We start from the raw sequence: 20,175 nt of genomic DNA, 5'->3' as shown, positions 1-20,175 counted from the left end.
CGGCGGCTTTGTCGCAGGAAACTTTTTCTCCAGTTTTATTTACTTCAAAAAGAAAAGAGCCGGAAGTCATTGTTCCGTTAAGAGAGCCCGGCAGAATTGAAGTTGTTGCCATTGGAATTTCTACTGGCGGGCCTAACGCGCTTAGAGAAGTTTTTGCGCATCTTGATCCTAAGTTTTCACGTCCGATTCTTGTTGTTCAGCACATGCCGGCGGGTTTTACAAAAGAATTTGCCGCGAGCCTGGATAAAATTTGTCCGCTTTCAGTAAAAGAGGCAGAGGACAAGGACGAAATTCATCCTGGACAGATTTATATTGCACCCGGAAACTTTCATATTGTTGTTGAAAAATCAACTTTGTGCAATGTAATCCGGCTTTCTAGCGCGGATCTTCGCAACGGACACAGGCCTTCCGCAGACTGGCTTTTTGAATCCGTGGCGAAAATTTACCAGAACAGAGCGTTGGGCGTTATAATGACTGGAATGGGCCGGGATGGTGCGGTTCAGCTTGCGGAAATGAGAAAACAGGGAGCTTGGACTTTGGGGCAGGATGAAGAGTCTTCCATCGTTTACGGAATGCCGCGTGTTGCCTATGAGCTTGGAGCGGTTCAAAAGCAAGTTTCCTTGGAGAACATGGCAAACGAAATGAACACTCTTGTAAGGGAACACGGAAAATAATAAGCCGGCTTTTAATAGTTTGTTGATTAGGCTGAATTGCTGAGTTTTATATTTTTGTCATCTTCGGGCTTGACCCGATAATCTTTGTCATATAATGAAAAAGATTCCCGCATCAAGTGCGGGAATGACATTGGAAGCATTTGATTAGATTCTCTTGTCGAACAAGGGAATGGCAGTTGTAATTAAAAAAATTGTTTTACCAGCGTCCGCTTGCTCCTCCACCGCCAAAACTTCCTCCTCCGCCTTTTCTAAAACTGTCTGAATTTCTTCTGCCTGAACTTCCGCCGCCAAAAATAAAAGGTAAAATCCAGAGATTTTTTCCGCGCCCAAATATTATAAAAATAAGCACTACAAAAAAGACAAACGCAAGAACAGAAAAAGGATTTTCTTCTTCGTCTTCTTCCGCAGAATTTTCAGCTTGGGACTGATTTTCTGTCATTTTTTCGTCGCTTGTTAAAACTGAAGCAATGGCTTTGATTCCGCTTTCGATTCCTTCAAAATATTTTTCCTGCTTAAACAGCGGGGTGATCTTGTTGCGGATTATACGTGCGCAAACTGCGTCTGTAAGAATTCCCTCTGTGCCGTAGCCGGTTTCAATTCTTAATTCACGCTCTTTCATGGCGACTGTTAACAGAACTCCATTGTCAGTTCCTTTTTGACCAAGCTTGTATTGTTCCGCTTGCTTCATGCTGAATGACTCAATGTCTTCACCGTCCAATTTTTTTACAACAATAACTGCAATCTGAATTCCTGTGCGCTCATCCAAATTTGCAAGAAAGGATTCAAGCTGTCTTAGTTCCGCTTTGGAAAAAATTCCTGCGTTGTCTAAAACCGGCTTGTATATTCCGTCAGATTCATTGCTAAAAGCCACATCGTTTTGCCCGCTTTTGCCTTTTGCTGAAAATGACAGAAATCCTACAATGAAAAATGTAAGAGCAAGAATCCAGATAAAACTTTTGTTTTGCTTGCTTCCGCCGAAAAAAGATGCGCTCATTTTTTAGCTTCCGAATTAAAATGAAACTTCCGGGGCTTTTGCGGCTTTTTCTTCTGAACGGAAATAAGCTTTTTTTGTAAAGCCGAACATTTTTGCTGTTAGAACGCCTGGAAATTTTTGAATTGACTTGTTGTATTCACTTACAGCATCGTTGTATCTTTTGCGTTCTGTGGAAATTCTGTTTTCAATTCCTTCAAGCTGGCTTTGCAAGTCAAGAAAATTTTCGTTTGCCTTTAATTCCGGGTAGCTTTCTGTAAGCGCAAGAAGCCGTCCGATGCTTGCAGAAAAAGTGTTCTGTTCAGCCTGAAACTGTGCGAATTTTTCAGGATCATCGGTTATGTCAACATTTACAGTTCCGCCAAGCTTTGACCGCGATTCAGCAATTTGTGTGAAAACGCTTTCTTCATGCGAAGCGTAGCCTTTTACAGTCGCCACAAGATTTGGAACTAAGTCAGAGCGTTTCTGATATTGATTTTCTACGTTTGCCCACTGCTGCTCAACTGCTTCACGCTTGTCGATGAGTCCGTTGTATCCGCAACTTGAAAATGCAAAAAGGCACAAAAAAACTGCCGCCAAAGTGTAAAAAGTTTTTCTCATAATATAGAAAACTATGCAAAAAACGCTTTTTGGTCAAGTTTAACAATTTCTTTTTTTACGATATTGAATTTTTTACCATTTGAAAGTATCTTTATAAGAGCGTGTTTTTACGACTTTTTATTTCACGGTACGAGGTTTGCTATGGCAACAATGAAATATGATTTTTCAGTTGAAAACTTGGGAGAATGCAAGGTAAAGTCTCCTATTGAACTTTCTTTGGAGCACGGAAATTTCCGCGCCGCTTATGTTACAGACAATTCTTATGTTCGCCGCCAGGTGAATGTTTATAAAGGTGCTGAAGAAGATTGCGATGACAAAGCCAAGTTCATGGAAAAAGCAGGTCCTCGTGAATATATTTACTTTAACCCGACTCACGTTACTGCTGGAATCTGCACTTGCGGAGGTCTTTGCCCTGGACTTAACGATGTAATCCGCGCTGTTGTCCGCTGCCTTTGGAACCGCTACGGTGTGCGCAGAATCAAAGGAATTCAGTTTGGATATAAAGGATTCTTTGCAGAGCAGGGATATGACACAATCGACCTTAACCCGGATAATGTAGACGCAATCCATAAAATCGGCGGAACTTTCCTTGGAACTTCACGCGGAGGCGGAGACAGAACTTCTGACATTGTAGATTCCATTGAGCGCATGGGAATCAACATGATGTTTATCATCGGTGGAGACGGAACCCAGAGAGGCGCGCTTGATATTGCAAACGAAATCGACCGCCGCGGACTTAAGATTTCAGTTGTGGGAATTCCAAAGACTGTAGACAATGACCTTCAGTTTATTGACCGCTCTTTCGGATTTGAAACTGCTGTTCAGAAAGCTACTCAGGCTGTAAATTCAATCCACATGGAAGCGCATTCGCAGATTAACGGAATCGGTCTTGTAAAGCTTATGGGACGCGAATCCGGATTCATTGCGACTGCGACTGCCCTTGCAAGCCACGAAGCTAACTTCTGCCTTATTCCTGAAGTTCCTTTTGACTTGGATGGACCGAACGGCTTGCTTGCTCATATTGAAGACCGCTTGAACGAACGCCATCACGCTGTAATCGTTGTTGCAGAGGGAGCCGGACAGGAGCTTTTGACTTCTACAAATCAGACTGATGCTTCCGGAAACAAAAAACTTGCGGACATTGGTGTTTATCTTCGCGACAGAATCACTGAATATTTTGCTTCAAAGAAAATCCATATCAACCTTAAATACATTGACCCTGGATACGAAGTGCGTGCGGCTGTTACAACTGCAAACGATTCTATCTACTGCGAGCGCCTTGGAAACAATGCGGTTCATGCGGCTATGGCAGGAAAAACAAAGATTGTTATTGGACTTGTGCATGATAAATATGTTCATATTCCGATTTCAATGGCAACTTTGAAGAGAAACATTGTTGACCCGGAAAGTTCACTTTGGCGCGACTGTCTGGATGCAACTTTGCAGCCTGTATATATGGTTAACAATATCAACACTGTTGTAGAAAAGCTCAAGAAAGACGCTGACGAGGCAGAAGCAAAAGCTCTTGCCCGCCTTGAAAAAGTCAACGGAATGAAAAACAGCTAAATTAAAATATTTTGCTGAATAAACGGGCTGACCTGCCGAGATTTAAAAGTCTTGTGCGGCAGCTCATTTTTTTTGACTTGCATAGAATAATATGCTATAAATTAAGAAGATTTTGTTTTCAGAATCTAAGGAGAACTACTATGGTAAAGAAAACTAAACGGTTTGCTGCATTGGCAATGGCATTTGCTTTTGCGGCTTCAGGACTTTTTGCAAAGCCTCTTACTGTAAAAGGTGTTGATGGCGAAGTTAAAATTGATATTCCAGATGATGTTTATAATATGGTTTCTGGAAGAGTTGATGAAATCAACAATGCGTTGCATGAAAACAAAGTTACAAAAAGCCAGATAGAGAATGCCGCTAATATGGTAAATGAAGCTTATGCAAACATCAAAAATTACATTCCGACAGACTCTCCATTTACTGTTGCAGAAAATGGACTTAACGACTTTTGCGATGACCTTGCGGATGTTATTCCGAACTCGCAGACTCAGCAGAATGTTTATGCGGAAGCCTGGATTGGAAAGATTTTCCCGGGATTCCATTTTGGTGCTGGTGTAAATGCAGGCGTTTCTGCGCTTGATGTTTCTACGCTTAAAGATGCTGCCCTTGCGCTTGGTGTTGATGACGTAAAAGATATAAATGACACGCTTGTTTTCCCGACAATCACTGTTGACGCGCGTCTTGGCGGAATAATTCTTCCGTTTGATATTGGCGTTACTGCAATGTCAATTGACACTTCAAAGATGGATTCAGTTGACAAAGCTATTGATCCTGTTGCAATCGACTTCTTTACTCTTGGAGCAGACATCCGCTATGCGATTTTTCAGGGCGGATTTATGCGTCCAAAATGGTCTGTTGGAGCTGGATTCTATTATACAAAAGGCGGTGTTGATGTAGACGATGACAGCGCAAAAGCCAGCCTCGACTTTAAGTCTACAACATTCATGGTAAACACACAGGCTTCTATTAAACTTCTTTGCCTTGTTCCGTTCATTGGTGGACGCGCCTTGTTCTCAAAAACTTCTGTTGACTGGAAGGTAAATGCTAACTGGGCAAGAATCATTGCAAAAGAAAGTGATACTTATTATGAAGGTGTTGCAAACGCATTAAAATGGGGAATTCTTCCTAGCTCGTTCAGCGGAAGCTCTTCTGGATTCTCTGTTTATCCGCAGGTGTTTGGAGGAATCGGGCTTGACCTTCTGTTCCTGAACCTTACTGTAAGCGGAAGCTACGACATTGCCTCAAAGATTCCTTCTGCGGCGGTCAGCGTTCGTGTTGCTTGGTAATTAGATTGTAAATAGAGGTAATAAAGAAAAAAAAGGGGCTTCCTTTGTTGGGAAGCCTCTTTTTATGTCTATGCGTCAGCATAATGGCACGTAGATTATCATTGGCTTGATAGTATGCTTATCATTATAATGATACTGTGTTTCTCATTATAATGTATGGAAGCTATGCATTACGTTGTATAGCTCAGATACATTATGTTGAGTGAAGCAGCTCCAAGCTATTTTTTCTGTTTCTTAAATGTCTGGATTCCTTCAATAACAAGAATTACTGCAAGAACCGACATTGCCGCTGCGAATAAAAGCTGGAACCAGTTTCCCCAGACAAGAGCTCCCTGCACGCCTTGAATCATTGCCGCAATCTTTTTGTATACAGTAAGAACAAGGCTTGTTAAAGTAGCCGCAAGCATAAATGCCATTGGAATAAAGAACATCTTGTTGTTTTTTCCTGCCTGACCGAGCCAAGCTGCAACCGCCATAAGCGCAAGTCCTGCCAAAAGCTGGTTTGCCGCACCAAAAAGTCCCCAAATCTGGCTGAGCTTAAGTCCGCCCAGAACGCTTCCGATTACAACCATTGAGATTGTTCCGAAGAACGGATTTGCAAGAACTTTGCGGATTCCCTTTGCGTCTTTCCAAGAAAATTCTCCGTCTTTAAGGAAAAGCTCGCTGAACATAAATCGGCTAAGTCTTGTTCCTGTGTCGAGTGAAGTAAGGGCGAATACAGAAACCGCAAGTGTAAGAAGAGCGTTTATCGTGTTGTAAATTCCGCTTCCTTCTTTACCAAAAAGTGTCGCGATTCCAGCACCGAATGCTGCGGATGGTGAGCCGAATTTTCCTTGTTTCCACTGGGTCCAGATAACGCCTACAGAAATAAGTGCGATTATTCCAAGCGCGGATTCAATAAGCATTGAGCCGTATCCGATTGCCTTTGCATTTTTTTCGTTGTCAAGTTGCTTTGAGGTTGTTCCTGTTGCAATCAGCGAGTGGAATCCAGAGCAGGCGCCGCAAGCTACTGTTATGAAAAGCGTTGGGAAAAGGAATCCTGCCTGTGTCTTCCAGCCTGTGAATGCCGGAATTGAAAATTCGATTGCAGAGCTTCCTTTAAATGCATTGACTAAAATTCCTGCAAGTGCAACAAGCATCATGGCGTAAAGCAAAAAGCTTGAAAGGTAGTCGCGCGGCTGAAGCATAATCCACACTGGAACAAGAGAAGCTACCGCTATGTAAACTCCTACAAAAACAATCCAGGCGTTGCGGCTCATTGCGAATCCCACGTTGAGACCGATTATTGTAACAATCACAATTCCGATTATTCCAAGGATTGTAGCCGGAAGCGTTTTTAGTCCGCATTTGTTTGTTATGATTCCGTAGATAACGGCAAGCACAATGAATAAAATTGAAATCATTGCTGTCGTCTGGTTGTTTGTCGGATTTGAAACAAGCCCGAACATTACTGGGCTTCCTGCCACGGTAAAGAAGGTTCCTGCAACAACGTTTACAAACGAGGCGATTACAAGGATAAGAACAAGAAGCGCAAAAATAATAAAGAGCTTTTTTGCCTTTGCTCCCATTGTGTCGTTTATGATTTCGCCTACGGATTTTCCCTTGTGCCTTATAGATGCAAACAGCGAGCCAAAGTCCTGGACTCCGCCAAAGAAAATTCCTCCGATTATGCACCACAAAAATACTGGAACCCATCCGAAAACTGCCGCCTGTATAGGTCCGTTGATTGGTCCTGCCCCTGCTATGGAAGAGTAGTGGTGTCCCATGAGAACTGCCGGTTTTGCAGCCACGTAGTCAATTCCGTCAGGTGTCTCCTTTGCCGGTGTTTTTTTCGCCGGATCAATTCCCCATTGCTTTGCAAGCCACGAACCGTAAAAAACGTATCCGCAGAAAAGCAGAACAAGCGCCGCTAAAATAATCAGTAAAGCAGCCATCTCTTTTGCCTCCAAAAAAATATAAATGTGAATGAGTTTTAAAGCCCACCCAAAATTTGCTTAAAAACTACAGCGGCATTTTTGAAAAAATACTGCGAAGATTTCTTCCGTGCCAGTTGAACCAAGTTTTTCCTGCTGAAACATCGTAAACAATCAGACTGAAGTTGCTCCAGCCGAAGAAAGAAAATTTGTACGACTTATGAAACTTGATTTTTCTTGCTTCCTTGGCGGCAGCTTTTTCAACTGAATTGACTATGACAATCAGGCTTATGTCTGAATTTTTGTGTCCGTAAAAAGGCTTTACTTTTGAAAGTCCGTCTGCCCATGCCGCATTGGAAAGTTCCCTGAGTTTTTGAAGCGAAAGTTTTTCTTCAACTGAAAAATAGACATATTCATTTGAATCCACTTCCGAGATTCTTGCTGCCTTTGTTAAAAAGTACTGCTCTTCGTGCGAATGAAATTCCGCAGCTGCGCAAAAGTTTCCGCATGGATTTCTTGAAATATCGTAGTATTTTTTATATGAAAGCAAAACGTTTTCAAGGCAGCTTTCCTTTGTCAATTCTGAAGCCTCGTTAAAGAATTTTCAGTATTTATTATATATCGGCTTGTAAAATGTTGCAACAAATTTTTAACTTTTTACTTTTCAAAACATTTAATATAGTTTAATATTATTTAAGTTTTTTCTTGATTTCTGGGGTTACAAATTAAAAAATCAAGAAACAGGGGTTGTTTATATGGAATACAGTATTAAAAATGCTTATTGTAAACGTGTTTGGGATGACATTTCTGTTCGCTATGCAGATCAGGGTCATTTTCTTCAGGCTGCTGGACTTGTTCTTGAAGCAATTTCTCCTGCGGTAGACAAAATGCCTGAGCTGGAGCAGTATGCTGTTCTTGAGCGTTTCGTAGAGCCAGAGAGAATTGTAATGTTCCGTGTTCCTTGGACTGACGATGCAGGAAAGCCTCATGTAAACCGCGGATTCCGTGTTCAGTTTAACAGCGCAATCGGACCTTATAAAGGAGGCTTGCGTTTTTCTCCGGAAGTAGGACTTGATGTTTTGAAATTCCTCGGATTTGAGCAGGTTCTTAAGAATTCCCTTACAACTCTTCCAATGGGCGGCGGAAAAGGCGGTTCAGATTTTGACGGCCACGGAAAATCAGATGCTGAAATCATGAGATTCTGCCAGTCATTTATCACAGAACTTTATCGTCATATTGGCGCAGACACAGACGTTCCAGCTGGAGACAAAGGTGTAGGCGGAAAAGAAGTTGCCTATATGTTCGGCCAGTACAAGAGAATTACAAACCAGTACACTGGCGTTCTTACAGGAAAAGGACTTTCATTCGGCGGTTCTCTTGCCCGTACAGAAGCTACAGGCTACGGACTTATCTACTTTGTTGAATGCATGCTTGCAAAAAAAGGCCAGGACTTCAAAGGAAAAACAGCTATTATTTCTGGAGACGGAAACGTTGCCCAGTATGCTGCTGAAAAACTTCTTCAGCTCGGCGGAAAGCCAATCACTTTGTCTGACTCAACAGGCTATATTCTTGATGAAGAAGGAATCACTGCGGAAAAGCTTGCTTATGTAAAAGAATTCCGCGCACGCAAAGAAAAAGTAGACGCTTACGTAAAGAAATATCCTAGCGCAAAATTCTTCAAAGGTGAAAAGCCTTGGGGCGTAAAAGCTGACCTTGCTTTGCCTTGCGCAACTCAGGATGAAATTTATCTTGAAGATGCAAAGAAACTTGTTGCAAATGGATGCATGCTTGTTGCAGAAGGCGCAAATATGCCTACACGCGCAGAAGCTATCAAGTATTTCCAGGAAAACAAAGTTATGTTCGCTCCTGGAAAAGCTGCAAATGCCGGCGGTGTTGCGGTTTCTGGACTTGAAATGAGCCAGAACTCAGAGCGTCTTTCTTGGACATTCGAAGAAGTTGACTCTAAGCTCAAGCAGATTATGACAAACATCCACGACAACGCTTACGAAACTGCAAAAAAATATGCTATAGAAGGCGACTATGTTGCCGGAGCTAACATTGCAGGATTTGTAAAAGTTGCAAACGCAATGGTTGCCCAGGGATTGGTTTAATTTAGCTGTTATTCTCGCGTTACGACACGGGAATCTGTTGCTGATTTCTAGCTTTTTATAATCAAAGGCTGCTCTTTAGGCTGAATTTATTTAGCTTGAAGGGCAGTTTTTTTTATTCAAAATTTGACAGCATGAGTTGCTTCATTTATATTGAAGTAAGGAAAGTAAGGAGGTTTTCTATGGAACTTGCAAAAGTAACTTCAAAAGGCCAGATAACAATTCCCCTTATGATAAGAAATTTGCTTCAATTGAAAACTGGCGACAAAGTATATTTTGAAGAAAAAAAAGGAAAAGTTTATATTGCAAACGCATCTCAAATAGCTTTGGCGAATGTGCAGAATCAAATGCAGGGCGAGGCTGAAAAAGCTGGTTTTCAAACAGAAGAAGATGTTGTTGCCTACATCAAAGAGTTAAGGAAAACTAGGTGAGAGTTTTTGTTGATACAAATGTCGTAATATCAGCAATGCTTTTTCCAAACGGAAAGGTTGCAAGAGTTTTTTCTCATTTGCTTGAAAAACATACAGTTATAATTTCTTCTTACACAAAAGAAGAATGCAAGGAAGTCTTTGAAAAGAAATTTCCTGAAAAATTGAAGCAGCTTGAAATATTTTTTGACGGAATAAATTTTGAAGAATTTGCAACACCAAATAAAATTGATGAGAATAAATATCCAAAAATTAGAGATGTAAAAGATTTGCCAGTTCTTGTCTCTGCAATTTTGTCCGATTCGGATATTTTATTGACAGGCGACAAGGATTTTGAAGATTTAAAAATCGATAAGCCGCTAATCTTTTCTCCTGCAAAATATTTTGAGCTGATAGAAAAGTAAATGAACTTTTGCTGCTTTTTTTTTGTTTTTCAGCAGTTTTTTATGCAGGGGAAATTTGCTTTTTTGCAAAGGTTTTCAATTTCCTGCCATTTTTTTTCTTTTATGAGATTTTCGGGGCACATCCAGCTTCCGCCAACCGCGCCAACATTTTTGCATGAAAGATAGCTTGAAAAGTTTTCTGCATTTATTCCGCCGGTCGGGATAAAAACTGTTTGCGGAAAAGGTCCTGCCAGCGACTTTAGGAATTTTGTTCCGCCCATTACTTCCGCAGGGAAAAGCTTTAAAAAATTCAGTCCGACTTCTATTGCCTGTTCAATTTCACCCGGCGTGCATACTCCTGGAAAAAACGAAATTTCATGCTCAACGCACCATTTTACGGTTTTTGGATTGAATCCCGGGGAAACAAGAAAATCCGCGCCAGCATTCTGCGCTTTTTGTGCAAGGTTTGCATTTATTACAGTTCCGGCTCCCACAAGAATATGCGGAAATTCTTTTTTTATAGATTCTATGCAACCGGCGATTTTTTCTAGCCCGGTTTCGCCGTCGTTTGTCCTAAAAGTTATTTCAACAGCTTTCATTCCGCCGTTTGTGATCGCGCGTGCAAGTTCTATCGCATCTTTTTTTTCCTGAATTTTTGCGACTGGAATGATTTTTGCATTTTTGATTTTTTCTGCGGTTTGTTCAAACATGAAAATAAGTATTGCACAAAAAAAACATGGACGCAAGAAAAACTTCTGGAAACGTTATTATTTTTGTAAGAAAATTACAAAGAATTTATAAAAAAAGTTTGACAAATCGAATTGACACGTGTATACTTTTTCGTGTTGAGCAACCGATTTTTCTTGTTTTATGAGAATTATTGGTGTAAACTTTAAGCATTGCAGGGCTTTTGCCTTTGCGTTGTTTACTAAAATAATTTGGAAACGTTTTTATGGAAAGATCCGCTTCTGTTGTTACAATTTCGGATATTGCCCAGGAACTTGGAGTTTCAAAGTCAACTGTGTCCCGAGTTATAAACTGCAAGGGGCGGATTGGCGCAGAAACCCGGCGGCGTGTAATGGAAAAAGTTCAGTCATGCAACTATGTTCCTAATCCGATGGCAAAAGGACTTGTTCTGCGGCAGACTTTCAATATTGGCGTTGTGATTCCAAGGAATGAAGAGGACAATCCGTTTTTTCAGAATTGCCTCGTTGGAATTTCTGAATCTGTGTACAAGGCTGGCTATGACGCTTTGATTGTTGTTCAGGGCGGCGGGGACATTACTCCGTTAAGGCGGCTTGTTATAAATAGAAAGGTTGACGGTGTTATTTTGACCCGTCTTGAAGAAAAAGATGAATCCGTGGACTTCTTGAAAAAAGAAGGAGTTCCATTTGTTGTAATGAGTACGTCCAAGGACAATGAGGTTTGCCATGTTGGAAGCGACCAGATTTCTGGCTGCTACGAAATGACAAAGTTTATGATAAGCCGCGGATGTGAAAAAGTTGCTGTTCTTGCGGGAGACAGCAAAAACAGCGTGAACACTTTCCGCTTTGAAGGATTTAAAAGAGGACTTGCTTCTTCTGGAATATCCTTGGACGGCTGTGTTGTTCATTGGAATCTGGAAAGCCAGAAGGATGTTTTTTCTGTCTTGCCGGATATTATGAAGGAAAATCCGCAGTGCCTTGTATGCATGGATGACATTATCTGCGTTTATGTGCTTAAATGGCTCAAGCAGAATGACTATGAAGTGCCGGCGGACATTCAAGTGATTTCGTTTTACGACAGCCAGGTTTTGGAGAACAATACGCCTCCAATTACGGCCTTGAATGTAAACGTTTCAAATCTTACAAAGAAGGCAGGAAGTCTTCTTGTGGATATGATAGAAGGAAAAAAAGTTCCAAGCCACACAAAAATTGGCTACGAGCTTAGAATAAGGGAATCTTTCCGCTGATTTGCGGTTGGAATATAAAAGCTTCATTGTTTATAAATAGGAGGACAAAATGAAGAAAGGTATTATTGCAGCTGTAGCTGTAGTATCTGCAGGTTTGCTCGCATTTACAGGATGCAGCAAGAAAGCTAACAAGTCTGAAAAAATAACTCTTACTGTATGGGAGTCTCTTTTAGGACCAGATGAATTCATTAAGCAGGCTGGAGCTAAATACACAGAGTCTCATCCGAATGTAGAAATCAAGTTCGTAAACGTAGAGCTTGGCGATTCAACAGGACAGATTGCTCTTGACGGACCAGCTGGAGTTGGCGCAGACCTTTTTGCTGCTCCACATGATAAGCTTGGCGAACTTGTTAACGGCGGACACGTTGCTCCAACAGCAAATGCTGACGTTGTTGCAAAAGAAGTTCTTGGCGCTTGTTCAAAGGCTCTTACTTACGAAGGAAAAATGTACGGATACCCAGTAAGCGCAGAAACTTACGCTTTGTTCTACAACAAGGATCTTATCGCTGAAAAAGATGTTCCAAAGACTTGGGACGCTCTTGCAAAATGGGCAGTTGATTTCAACAAAAAGAATCCAGACAAGCGCGGATTTGTAATGGATGTAGGAAACGCTTACTATTCAATCGTATTCACAACAGAAAACGGAAACCGCATCTTCGGTTCAACTGGAGCTGACACTTCTACAACATATCTTAACAATAACGATGCTGTAAATGGAATGAAATTCTTCCAGTCTCTCAGAAATGCTCTTGATGTTCCTGCTGCTGACCTTTCAACTGGAGTTTGCGACGCTGCATTCCAGGGCGGACAGGCTGCAATGCACATCACTGGACCTTGGAACGTAAAGAACTTCGTTGACGCTGGATTGAACTTTGGTGTTGCTCCACTTCCTTCACTTCCTGGAGATACAGTTCCAGCAGCTTCATTCTCTGGAACACGCGCTATGTTCGTAAGCTCATACTCTGATCATCCGGAAGAAGCAGCTGACTTCGCTCAGTTCCTTATCAGCCCGGCTATGCAGCAGCTTAGATTTGACATCACTGGAGCTATGCCAGCTATTAATGTAAAAGTTTCAAGCGAATACATTGGCGGATTCCTCCAGCAGCTTGACTATGCATTCCCAATGCCTTCTGTTCCACAGATGTCTGCTTTCTGGGATGCTCTTGGAAACGCTTCAAAGAACATTTGGAACGGTGCAGATGTTAAGAAAGAACTTGACGCTTGCAACGCTACAATCCTTGGAATGTAATCTGGCTTGATTGCTATTGTAAACTAAGCCTATGGGCTGCCCGGAATTATTGAAAAGATTTTTTTTGCGGCAGCCCTTTGTTTTCTTGCAAAATTTAAAAACAGTTTTATAGAAGACGGCGCAAATTTTGCCTGCCTTTTTTAGCACTTTTTGTGCTTTCCTACTGATTTATGGGTTATCCAAACCGTAAAAACGGATGAGTCAAGGCCTTGAGCGTAAGCGTGCCTTGACCAGACGTATTCAATTGCGAGGTGTCTTATGCGGATAAAGTCCGATGGAAGTTCTGCAAAAAAGGTAAAAGCTGCATCTTTATGCTTCATGGGATTATCCCATATCATTTACCTTAAACAATATGTCAAAGGCGCTCTTTTTGCTGCCCTTGAAGTTCTTTTTCTTGCTTTTCTGCCAGTTACCTGCGGAAAAATTTTTGATTTGATTACTCTTGGCGAACCTCAGCCTGATATTCCGGTTAAGCTTCGCAATAACTCTATGTTTATGCTTATCGACGGAATTCTTATTCTTTCGATAGTTGCTCTTTTTGTGGCGGCTTATGTAATTTCAGTAAGAAGCGCAAAAAAATCCTATGAAGAATACTGCAGGACAAAAAGATTCGTTTCTCAAAAGTCCTCTTTGGAAGAAGTCGGCAACAAGGCGTTTCCTATTACAGGTCTTGCTCCTTGTGTAATCATGCTTCTTGTTTTTGTTGTTGTTCCGCTTCTTTTTAGCGTTGCGGTTGCTTTTACAAACTATTCTGCTCCAAACAACATTCCTCCTAAAAATACTGTAGACTGGGTTGGCTTCCAGAACTTCAAGGCGCTCCTTTTCGGCGGAACAAACTGGTCAGCTGGTTTTGCCCGCATAGCAATTTGGACGCTTGTTTGGGCTGTGGCTTCAACTTTTACCTGCTACTTTGGCGGACTTTTGGTTGCCGTTCATTTGAATGAAAGCGGAATCAAGATTGCTCCAATGTTCAGGTTTATATTTATCTTGCCTTATGCAGTTCCGGCTGTAATTACAATGATTCTGTGGCGTCAGATGCTCAACGGAACTTTTGGAATTGTAAACAGAACTCTTATCGCCCTTGGAATTCTTGAGCAGGGAAGCACAATTCCTTGGCTTGGAGATGCGACTCTTGCAAAAATAATGTGTATCGTAATCAACCTTTGGGCTGGATTCGGCTACTTTATGATGCTTTCTATGGGAACAATGACCGCAATTTCCAAGGATTTGTACGAAGCCGCAAAAATTGACGGTGCAAACGGACCTCAAATTCTGCGCCACATTACAATGCCTCTTGTTCTTTATCAGACAATGCCTTTGATTATCATGAGCTTTACGCACAATATCAACAACTTTGGAATTATCTTCTTCTTAACAGGCGGAGATCCAACGGTTGCAGATTCCACAACCACAATGGCGGGCGGAACTGATATTCTTGTTACTTGGATTTACAAGCTTACAATTACAATGCTTAGATACAACTACGCTTCTGTTATCGCAGTACTTATCTTCGTTGTTCTTGCGCCGTTTGCTATTTATCAGTTCAGAAATACCAAGGCTTATAAGGAAGGTGAAGTATGAAAAATTACCGCTCATTCAAGACAGTCAGCACAACTTTTTCTTATCTGATTTTTATACTGATTTCGCTTATCGTTTTTTATCCGCTTGTTTATGTTGTTGCCGCCGCTTTCGCTCCTGGAAACGGAATTGCAAACATGAATATTGTTCCTTTCAAGGACGGATTCACGCTCAAGCATTTTAAGTATCTGTTTTTTGAAACCCAGTACTGGCTGTGGTTCAAAAACACATTCATCATCGCCCTTTGGACAACACTTCTTACCGTTGTGATTTCCTCATTGAGCGCTTACGTTTTTTCACGCTTTAAGTTTGTCTTTAAGCACACTCTTTTAATGAGCATGCTGATTCTTCAGATTTTCCCTTCATTTGTAGGAATGATTGCAATCTATGTAATCTTGAACCGTATCGGCGGACTTGACACTTTGTGGGGACTGGTGCTTGTTTATGTTGCAGGCGGAATTCCGTACAACACTTGGATGGTAAAAAGCTACATGGACACAGTAAGCAAGAACCTTGACGAAGCCGCAAGAATTGACGGTGCAAGCCACTTTAGAATTTTTGGAACAATCATTCTTCCTGTTACAAAGCCGATTATCACATTCTTGGGAATCTCAAGCTTTACAGGACCATGGATGGACTTTATCTTCCCAAAGATGGTTTTAAGAAGCCCTGAAAAACAAACACTTGCGTTGGGCTTGTTCTCTTTCGTTTCTGATAAAAAGAACGAGTTCACAAACTTTGCCGCAGGTTCTTTGGTAATCTGTATTCCGTTCGTAATCTTCTTCCTGTTCACACAGAAAGCAATGATGATGAGCATGGGAACAGCAGCCGTAAAAGAATGACCCTCGAAAAAAAATAAAATTACCATGAGCAAGAGCGAATGGTAATTTTATTTTTTAACCAACATTAAGCCGTAAGGCTTAATGCCCCCGAGAAAAAAAGCAAACCATGAGCAAGAGCGAATGGTAATTTTATTTTTTAACCAATATACATTGAAGTTTTCAGAATATTTGCGATTAAACATGAGCAAATATCCTGAAAATAGCAAACGCAAGGCTTAATGTCCCGAGAAACATGCCATCCACCTTTTCCTGCACCGCTTAGGGCTGCTGCCCTAAGAACCTGCTAGTATATAACCTAAAAATTCGAGTTTTATAATTTAATATCATCTTAGGGCTTATCCCCCCCCATGTCATTATCCGGCTTGACCGGAGTATCTATTTCAGATTCCAGCATCAAGTGTGGCAATGACAGTAAAGTTTCAGTGCGGAATGACAGTTTTCAGGCAATATAGTTGCTTTATTTTTCATCTCCGCTGTTTAGGTTCGTCCAGCCGGCAGTAACAGATTCTAAGTTTCCGCTAACTGCCAAATCTTGGAATTTTATTTCACTTTCAGTGAATTCTTTTTTGCAGCTTATGGCAAAATTGCGCAAGTCTACGGTCATAAGCCTGTTGTGGGCAAACATTTTTCCGTTTTTCTTTTCATTGTAATCTGGAAGGACAAAGTTTGCGCCGCAGTCTGCAATTACAATTTCCTTTGGGCGGACAGCAACAATGCTCATTGGCCCGTAAAAGTGAGAGTCGCACTCTTCATATTTTGGAATATTTGCTTTAATTGAAGCTATTTGACTATCACTAGATACTCCGTTGTATGGGTCGCTGCTGTCATTCTTCAGTTTTGCATTTATAGTTCTTTCGCCTGACCAGCCTAGCGTTTTTATTAATGACAAGTCCGAAGACAAAATAAGCAATGCGCCACGGCTTGTGACTGTGCTGTTATTTGCAACATTATAATTGTATGTTTCATAATCAGTAGCAGAAGCAGTTGTATCACGAACTAATACAGCCACCCTGCCATCTTCAAGAACCGCTATGTCTGTTATTGTGCCTGAAACGTTAAAATCAGCTAAAGTTTTTTTTGTTATTTCATTTGCAGAGCCGCCGCTTGTTGTGTAGTCAAATATTGCATAGCCAATTGAATCTGGACACTGGTTAGTAGCATCACTGCTATTAAATGAATAATAAAAATTTTCTCCTTGTGTTGCAATGCACGCAGAAGAAAAAGGATAAGTACTAGATTTTGTAATTTCAGCATATTTGGTTGTTTCTTTGTATAAACGTAGTGGATTTGTTGTACTGCCCCAGTCAGCATACGCAATCCAATAAATATCTGTTGTGCTGTCATAATATGCGTCAAAATATTTTGCACTACCATAATCTAATGTATAATTGTATTTATCAGTATCGGTAAATGACCTTATTACAGGATCATAGTATATACCAGAATTATCTTTCCCAACATACATATAATAAATTCCATCATTAGTTTCTGCAAAATTGGAATATTCAGCAACATTGTTTGAAAGCGTCCATTTCTTTTTTTCAGTGCAACTTGAATAATCGTAGGCGTACATATTGCCGGAATAGTCAGAAAAGAGCATATACTTTGAATAAAAAATGCCCTCAAGAATCATTTTAATGCTGCAGTCTGTGGTTTCGCCGGCTTTTACTTTGATTTCTGCGCTTCCGCTTCCTTCAAGAAGATTTTCTGCTGTGTTCCAAGCTTCCGCCTCTGCTATATATGTTCCCGGCTCAAGGTCAGGAAATTCTATTACCCCCCCCACAGTTCCGGATTCTGTTTGGTCAAAATCGTCATTATAGAGGCGCACTTTGTATTCTGTTGCGTTGCTGCTGCTGTAAGTATATGTGGCGCGCGCGTTTCCCGGCAGGACAACACGCACAGAGCCGTTTTCGCCAGAGTCCGAGCTCATATTCATGCACGAAATGAATGCGAATAAAAATGCTGGTAAAATAGAAAAAATTAGCTTTTTCATAAAGATTCCTCCTTAATTTGTTTATAAAATTGCACATGGATTACCGGGTCAAGCCCGGTAATGACATTCTATTTTGTCTTTGCAGATTGCCGTGTCATGCACGACAATGACAGCAGAGTTTCAGTATGTCAATGGCAGTCTATTATAATTATGGTTCAAAAAAGTTGATTTGTCAGCATTTGAGGGCATTTTTTTTAACTTTTTTATTGCGCAATCTGTTGCTCACTTTTTGTTTTGTGAGGTTTTGTTATAAAAATTTTCCTAGATTTTTTGAAACTTCCGTGTTATCATTTTTATAAATAAATCAACACGTGTAAATATCAACGATTGGAGAAAAGCATGACTTCATATTCTTTTGATAATAAAAGCCTTTTTAAGGGCGAAAAAAGATGGTTTCCGATTATGGGCGAAATCCATTATTCACGCTACCCGGACAGCGGCTGGAAAGAGGCTCTTCTAAAAATGAAAGAGGGCGGCGTGGACATTATAAGTTCCTACGTAATTTGGATTCACCACGAGGAAATTGAAAATCAGTTTGACTGGACAGGTTGGCGCGATCTTAGGAAATTTGTTCAGACTATAAAAGAATGCGGTCTTTCCATGATTTTGCGCATTGGACCTTGGAGCCATGCGGAAGTTCGCCACGGAGGATTCCCTGACTGGCTTCTTGCAAAATCTCCTGACGCGCGCAACACGAATGATGAAAAATATTTTGCGGAAGTTGAAAAATTCTACAAGGCGATTTACGAGCAAGTAAAAGGTTTACTTTTAAAAGACGGCGGTCCGATTATCGGAGTTCAGATTGAAAATGAATTCGGTCATTGCGGCGGACTTACAGGCGAGGCTGGTGAAGCGCACATGAAACGTCTTGAAAAAATGGCGCGTGAAATTGGCTTTGATGTTCCTTTGTACACTGCGACTGGCTGGGGCGGAGCTGTTACTGCTGGACTTTTGCCTGTTATGGGCGGCTACTGCGAAGCTCCGTGGGATCCGCGCATTACAGAAATTGAGCCGAGCGGAAACTACGTGTTCACTTACGAGCGCAACGACCATGCGATTGGATGCGACTTTGGACTTGGCGAAGGAATCACGTTCGACATGACAAAATATCCGTATCTTACAGCGGAACTTGGCGGCGGACTTCAAGTTACTTTAAAACGCCGTCCGATTGCACAGCCAAAAGATATTGGTGCGATGAGCCTTGCAAAAATGGGAAGCGGCTGCAATCTTCTTGGCTACTATATGTATCATGGCGGACAGAACCCTGAAGGAAAGCTTACCACTCTTGAAGAAAATATTGCGACTGGCTCTTTGAACGACATGAGCATAAAGAACTACGATTTCCGCGCGCCGCTGGGACAGTACGGACTTCCAAACGGAACTTATGGCGAAATAAAATTGTATTCACTTTTTGCGCATGACTTTGGAGAATTTCTTGCTTCCACAGAAACTGACTTGCCTGAATCGAATCCTGTTACGCCGGAAAATTTTTCTGACTTGCGCACAAGCTGGCGTTACAAGGAATGTGAAAAATGCGGAAAGAAACGCGGCTTTGTTTTTGTAAACAATTATCAGCGCAGAAGAAAAATGGCGGAGCATAAAAATGTTGTGCTTGCTTCCACAGAAAAAAGCGGCGCGGACATTCAGTTCCCGGCAATCGATGTTGCGGACAAGGACTTTTTCTTCTTGCCATTCAACATGAAAATTGCTGATGGACTTTTAAAGACTTCGCTTGCAACTCCGCTTTGTACTTTGAATAATCAGCGCAAGGCTTATGTTTTCTATTCGGCTGCAAAACCTACTGGCTCTTTGGCGGAAAAGACTTCCAGCGTTTGTTCTGCAAAGAATGCTTCAGCTTCTCTTTATCAGTTTGAAGGCGATGCTCCTGACTGCGACATTGTAACGCTTTCAAGAGAAGATGCGCTGAATGCTCATAAAGTTTTTGCAAACGGAAAAGAATATCTTGTTGTTACGGATTCAGTTTTGTTCCAGGATAACCAAGACGGAAAAACAAAACTTGAATTTCAGGATTGCAAGAAAATTTCATTCAAGGCATTCCCGGAACTTGAAAAAATTCCAGAAGGATTTTCTGCAAAAAAATGCGGCTGCGGATTCACGGTCTACACTTGCGAACAGGACGCTGCGGAGTCTCCAAAAGTTTCATATCAGAAAATTTCAGAAGATGAAAAAACTGCGGTTTATAAAATTTCCGTGGAAAGCTGGCAGAACGGACTTGACGATTTGTTTATTGACATTGGATATGCCGGAAACTGCGCGCGCCTTTATGAAAACGGGAAACTTATTGACGACGGAATTTTTGTTGGCGAAAATTATCCGTGGAGCATCGGTTTTAAACGCTACGGAAAAAATGCGCATGACTTTACTTTGGAAATTGATTCACTCAAAAAAGACGCTCCGATTTTTATAGAAGAATGGCCGGACTTTGCTGGTCAGGATTCGCTCAAAAAAGTCAACGGAATAAAGGCGAGAGCTTTTGTAAAAGTTTCTGTTGAGCTTTAAAAATGAGCTGCTTTTAAAATTCATTTGAGTTTTGAAAGCGTTTAAGATGGCATGATATAAAAGGCTGGGAAAAAGTGGTACTCTGGTTTGACG

At 41.2% G+C, this 20,175-nt stretch carries 17 protein-coding genes; 11 read left to right on the top strand and 6 right to left on the bottom strand.

The annotated features are described in order from the left end of the window. The coding region (locus Q0N70_RS11530; protein WP_294016906.1) for a CheB methylesterase domain-containing protein at positions 1 to 674 on the top strand (674 nt) is incomplete at its 5' end. 196 nt (positions 675 to 870) lie between these two features. Here Q0N70_RS11530 and Q0N70_RS11525 read toward each other — a convergent pair. Further along, complete coding sequence (locus Q0N70_RS11525; RefSeq protein WP_294016904.1) at positions 871 to 1,668, bottom strand: YgcG family protein; 798 nt, start codon at positions 1,666 to 1,668, stop codon at positions 871 to 873. Between the two features lie 15 nt (positions 1,669 to 1,683). Beyond that, complete coding sequence (locus tag Q0N70_RS11520) at positions 1,684 to 2,265, bottom strand: LemA family protein (protein WP_273352023.1); 582 nt, start codon at positions 2,263 to 2,265, stop codon at positions 1,684 to 1,686. A gap of 141 nt (positions 2,266 to 2,406) precedes the next feature. Between Q0N70_RS11520 and Q0N70_RS11515 the strand changes: the two genes are divergently transcribed. Together Q0N70_RS11515 and Q0N70_RS11510 are read left to right on the top strand one after the other, a co-directional pair. After that, the gene (locus Q0N70_RS11515) at positions 2,407 to 3,831 is read left to right on the top strand and encodes an ATP-dependent 6-phosphofructokinase (protein ID WP_013702325.1); all 1,425 of its coding nucleotides are present in this window, start codon (positions 2,407 to 2,409) and stop codon (positions 3,829 to 3,831) included. Between the two features lie 140 nt (positions 3,832 to 3,971). Continuing rightward, positions 3,972 to 5,117, top strand: coding sequence for a hypothetical protein (locus Q0N70_RS11510; RefSeq protein WP_294016901.1), 1,146 nt, complete (start codon positions 3,972 to 3,974; stop codon positions 5,115 to 5,117). A gap of 218 nt (positions 5,118 to 5,335) precedes the next feature. On the opposite strand, the gene Q0N70_RS11505 is transcribed toward Q0N70_RS11510, so the two are convergent. After that, the gene (locus Q0N70_RS11505; RefSeq protein WP_013702323.1) at positions 5,336 to 7,051 is read right to left on the bottom strand and encodes a carbon starvation protein A; all 1,716 of its coding nucleotides are present in this window, start codon (positions 7,049 to 7,051) and stop codon (positions 5,336 to 5,338) included. Between the two features lie 67 nt (positions 7,052 to 7,118). Continuing rightward, positions 7,119 to 7,610 (bottom strand): hypothetical protein, encoded by a 492-nt coding sequence (locus tag Q0N70_RS11500; RefSeq protein WP_288757896.1) that lies wholly within the window; start codon positions 7,608 to 7,610, stop codon positions 7,119 to 7,121. Positions 7,611 to 7,785: 175 nt separating this feature from the next. Between Q0N70_RS11500 and gdhA the strand changes: the two genes are divergently transcribed. The 3 genes from gdhA to Q0N70_RS11485 all read left to right on the top strand — a co-directional run bounded on the left by gdhA (position 7,786) and on the right by Q0N70_RS11485 (position 9,970). After that, on the top strand, positions 7,786 to 9,141 hold the full coding sequence (gdhA, locus tag Q0N70_RS11495) for an NADP-specific glutamate dehydrogenase (protein WP_294016898.1): 1,356 nt from the start codon (positions 7,786 to 7,788) through the stop codon (positions 9,139 to 9,141). Between the two features lie 179 nt (positions 9,142 to 9,320). Beyond that, positions 9,321 to 9,569, top strand: a complete 249-nt coding sequence (locus Q0N70_RS11490) for an AbrB/MazE/SpoVT family DNA-binding domain-containing protein (protein ID WP_288757900.1) — start codon at positions 9,321 to 9,323, stop codon at positions 9,567 to 9,569. Continuing rightward, positions 9,566 to 9,970 (top strand): putative toxin-antitoxin system toxin component, PIN family, encoded by a 405-nt coding sequence (locus Q0N70_RS11485; protein ID WP_288757903.1) that lies wholly within the window; start codon positions 9,566 to 9,568, stop codon positions 9,968 to 9,970. Before Q0N70_RS11490 ends, Q0N70_RS11485 begins: the two co-directional genes overlap by 4 nt. Positions 9,971 to 9,999: 29 nt before the next feature. On the opposite strand, the gene eda is transcribed toward Q0N70_RS11485, so the two are convergent. Beyond that, on the bottom strand, positions 10,000 to 10,659 hold the full coding sequence (gene eda, locus Q0N70_RS11480; RefSeq protein WP_294016894.1) for a bifunctional 4-hydroxy-2-oxoglutarate aldolase/2-dehydro-3-deoxy-phosphogluconate aldolase: 660 nt from the start codon (positions 10,657 to 10,659) through the stop codon (positions 10,000 to 10,002). 242 nt (positions 10,660 to 10,901) lie between these two features. Between eda and Q0N70_RS11475 the strand changes: the two genes are divergently transcribed. The 4 genes from Q0N70_RS11475 to Q0N70_RS11460 all read left to right on the top strand — a co-directional run bounded on the left by Q0N70_RS11475 (position 10,902) and on the right by Q0N70_RS11460 (position 15,569). After that, complete coding sequence (locus Q0N70_RS11475; RefSeq protein WP_294016892.1) at positions 10,902 to 11,900, top strand: LacI family DNA-binding transcriptional regulator; 999 nt, start codon at positions 10,902 to 10,904, stop codon at positions 11,898 to 11,900. 49 nt (positions 11,901 to 11,949) lie between these two features. Further along, complete coding sequence (locus Q0N70_RS11470) at positions 11,950 to 13,149, top strand: maltose ABC transporter substrate-binding protein (protein ID WP_294016890.1); 1,200 nt, start codon at positions 11,950 to 11,952, stop codon at positions 13,147 to 13,149. Positions 13,150 to 13,407: 258 nt separating this feature from the next. After that, entirely contained in the window at positions 13,408 to 14,730 is a 1,323-nt protein-coding gene (locus tag Q0N70_RS11465; RefSeq protein ID WP_294016888.1) for a carbohydrate ABC transporter permease, read from the top strand. Then, positions 14,727 to 15,569: a sugar ABC transporter permease gene (locus Q0N70_RS11460; RefSeq protein WP_294016886.1), complete on the top strand. Its 843-nt coding sequence runs from the start codon at positions 14,727 to 14,729 to the stop codon at positions 15,567 to 15,569. The genes Q0N70_RS11465 and Q0N70_RS11460 overlap by 4 nt, the downstream gene beginning before the upstream one ends. Before the next feature lie 457 nt (positions 15,570 to 16,026). Here the strand turns inward: Q0N70_RS11460 and Q0N70_RS11455 are convergent, their stop codons facing one another. Then, positions 16,027 to 17,562, bottom strand: a complete 1,536-nt coding sequence (locus Q0N70_RS11455; RefSeq protein WP_294016883.1) for a hypothetical protein — start codon at positions 17,560 to 17,562, stop codon at positions 16,027 to 16,029. A gap of 339 nt (positions 17,563 to 17,901) precedes the next feature. Here Q0N70_RS11455 and Q0N70_RS11450 point away from each other — a divergent pair, with 339 nt between their 5' ends. Next, positions 17,902 to 20,082 (top strand): beta-galactosidase, encoded by a 2,181-nt coding sequence (locus tag Q0N70_RS11450; protein WP_294016880.1) that lies wholly within the window; start codon positions 17,902 to 17,904, stop codon positions 20,080 to 20,082. Positions 20,083 to 20,175: the final 93 nt, after the last annotated feature.

It is taken from the genome of uncultured Treponema sp., assembly GCF_945873775.1.
In the GTDB taxonomy this organism is placed as follows: domain Bacteria; phylum Spirochaetota; class Spirochaetia; order Treponematales; family Treponemataceae; genus Treponema_D.
The sequence above is the reverse complement of the archived record's forward strand: the minus strand, read 5'-3'. Positions and strand labels throughout refer to the sequence as shown.

What these genes read in the sequence shown, in the direction of transcription:
- Q0N70_RS11525 (WP_294016904.1), bottom strand. Translation starts at nt 1,668, where the DNA reads ATGAGCGCATCTTTTTTCGGCGGAAGCAAGCAAAACAAAAGTTTTATC.
- Q0N70_RS11520 (WP_273352023.1), bottom strand. Translation starts at nt 2,265, where the DNA reads ATGAGAAAAACTTTTTACACTTTGGCGGCAGTTTTTTTGTGCCTTTTT.
- Q0N70_RS11515 (WP_013702325.1), top strand. Translation starts at nt 2,407, where the DNA reads ATGGCAACAATGAAATATGATTTTTCAGTTGAAAACTTGGGAGAATGC.
- Q0N70_RS11510 (WP_294016901.1), top strand. Translation starts at nt 3,972, where the DNA reads ATGGTAAAGAAAACTAAACGGTTTGCTGCATTGGCAATGGCATTTGCT.
- Q0N70_RS11505 (WP_013702323.1), bottom strand. Translation starts at nt 7,051, where the DNA reads ATGGCTGCTTTACTGATTATTTTAGCGGCGCTTGTTCTGCTTTTCTGC.
- gdhA (WP_294016898.1), top strand. Translation starts at nt 7,786, where the DNA reads ATGGAATACAGTATTAAAAATGCTTATTGTAAACGTGTTTGGGATGAC.
- Q0N70_RS11490 (WP_288757900.1), top strand. Translation starts at nt 9,321, where the DNA reads ATGGAACTTGCAAAAGTAACTTCAAAAGGCCAGATAACAATTCCCCTT.
- eda (WP_294016894.1), bottom strand. Translation starts at nt 10,659, where the DNA reads ATGTTTGAACAAACCGCAGAAAAAATCAAAAATGCAAAAATCATTCCA.
- Q0N70_RS11475 (WP_294016892.1), top strand. Translation starts at nt 10,902, where the DNA reads ATGGAAAGATCCGCTTCTGTTGTTACAATTTCGGATATTGCCCAGGAA.
- Q0N70_RS11470 (WP_294016890.1), top strand. Translation starts at nt 11,950, where the DNA reads ATGAAGAAAGGTATTATTGCAGCTGTAGCTGTAGTATCTGCAGGTTTG.
- Q0N70_RS11465 (WP_294016888.1), top strand. Translation starts at nt 13,408, where the DNA reads ATGCGGATAAAGTCCGATGGAAGTTCTGCAAAAAAGGTAAAAGCTGCA.
- Q0N70_RS11460 (WP_294016886.1), top strand. Translation starts at nt 14,727, where the DNA reads ATGAAAAATTACCGCTCATTCAAGACAGTCAGCACAACTTTTTCTTAT.
- Q0N70_RS11455 (WP_294016883.1), bottom strand. Translation starts at nt 17,562, where the DNA reads ATGAAAAAGCTAATTTTTTCTATTTTACCAGCATTTTTATTCGCATTC.
- Q0N70_RS11450 (WP_294016880.1), top strand. Translation starts at nt 17,902, where the DNA reads ATGACTTCATATTCTTTTGATAATAAAAGCCTTTTTAAGGGCGAAAAA.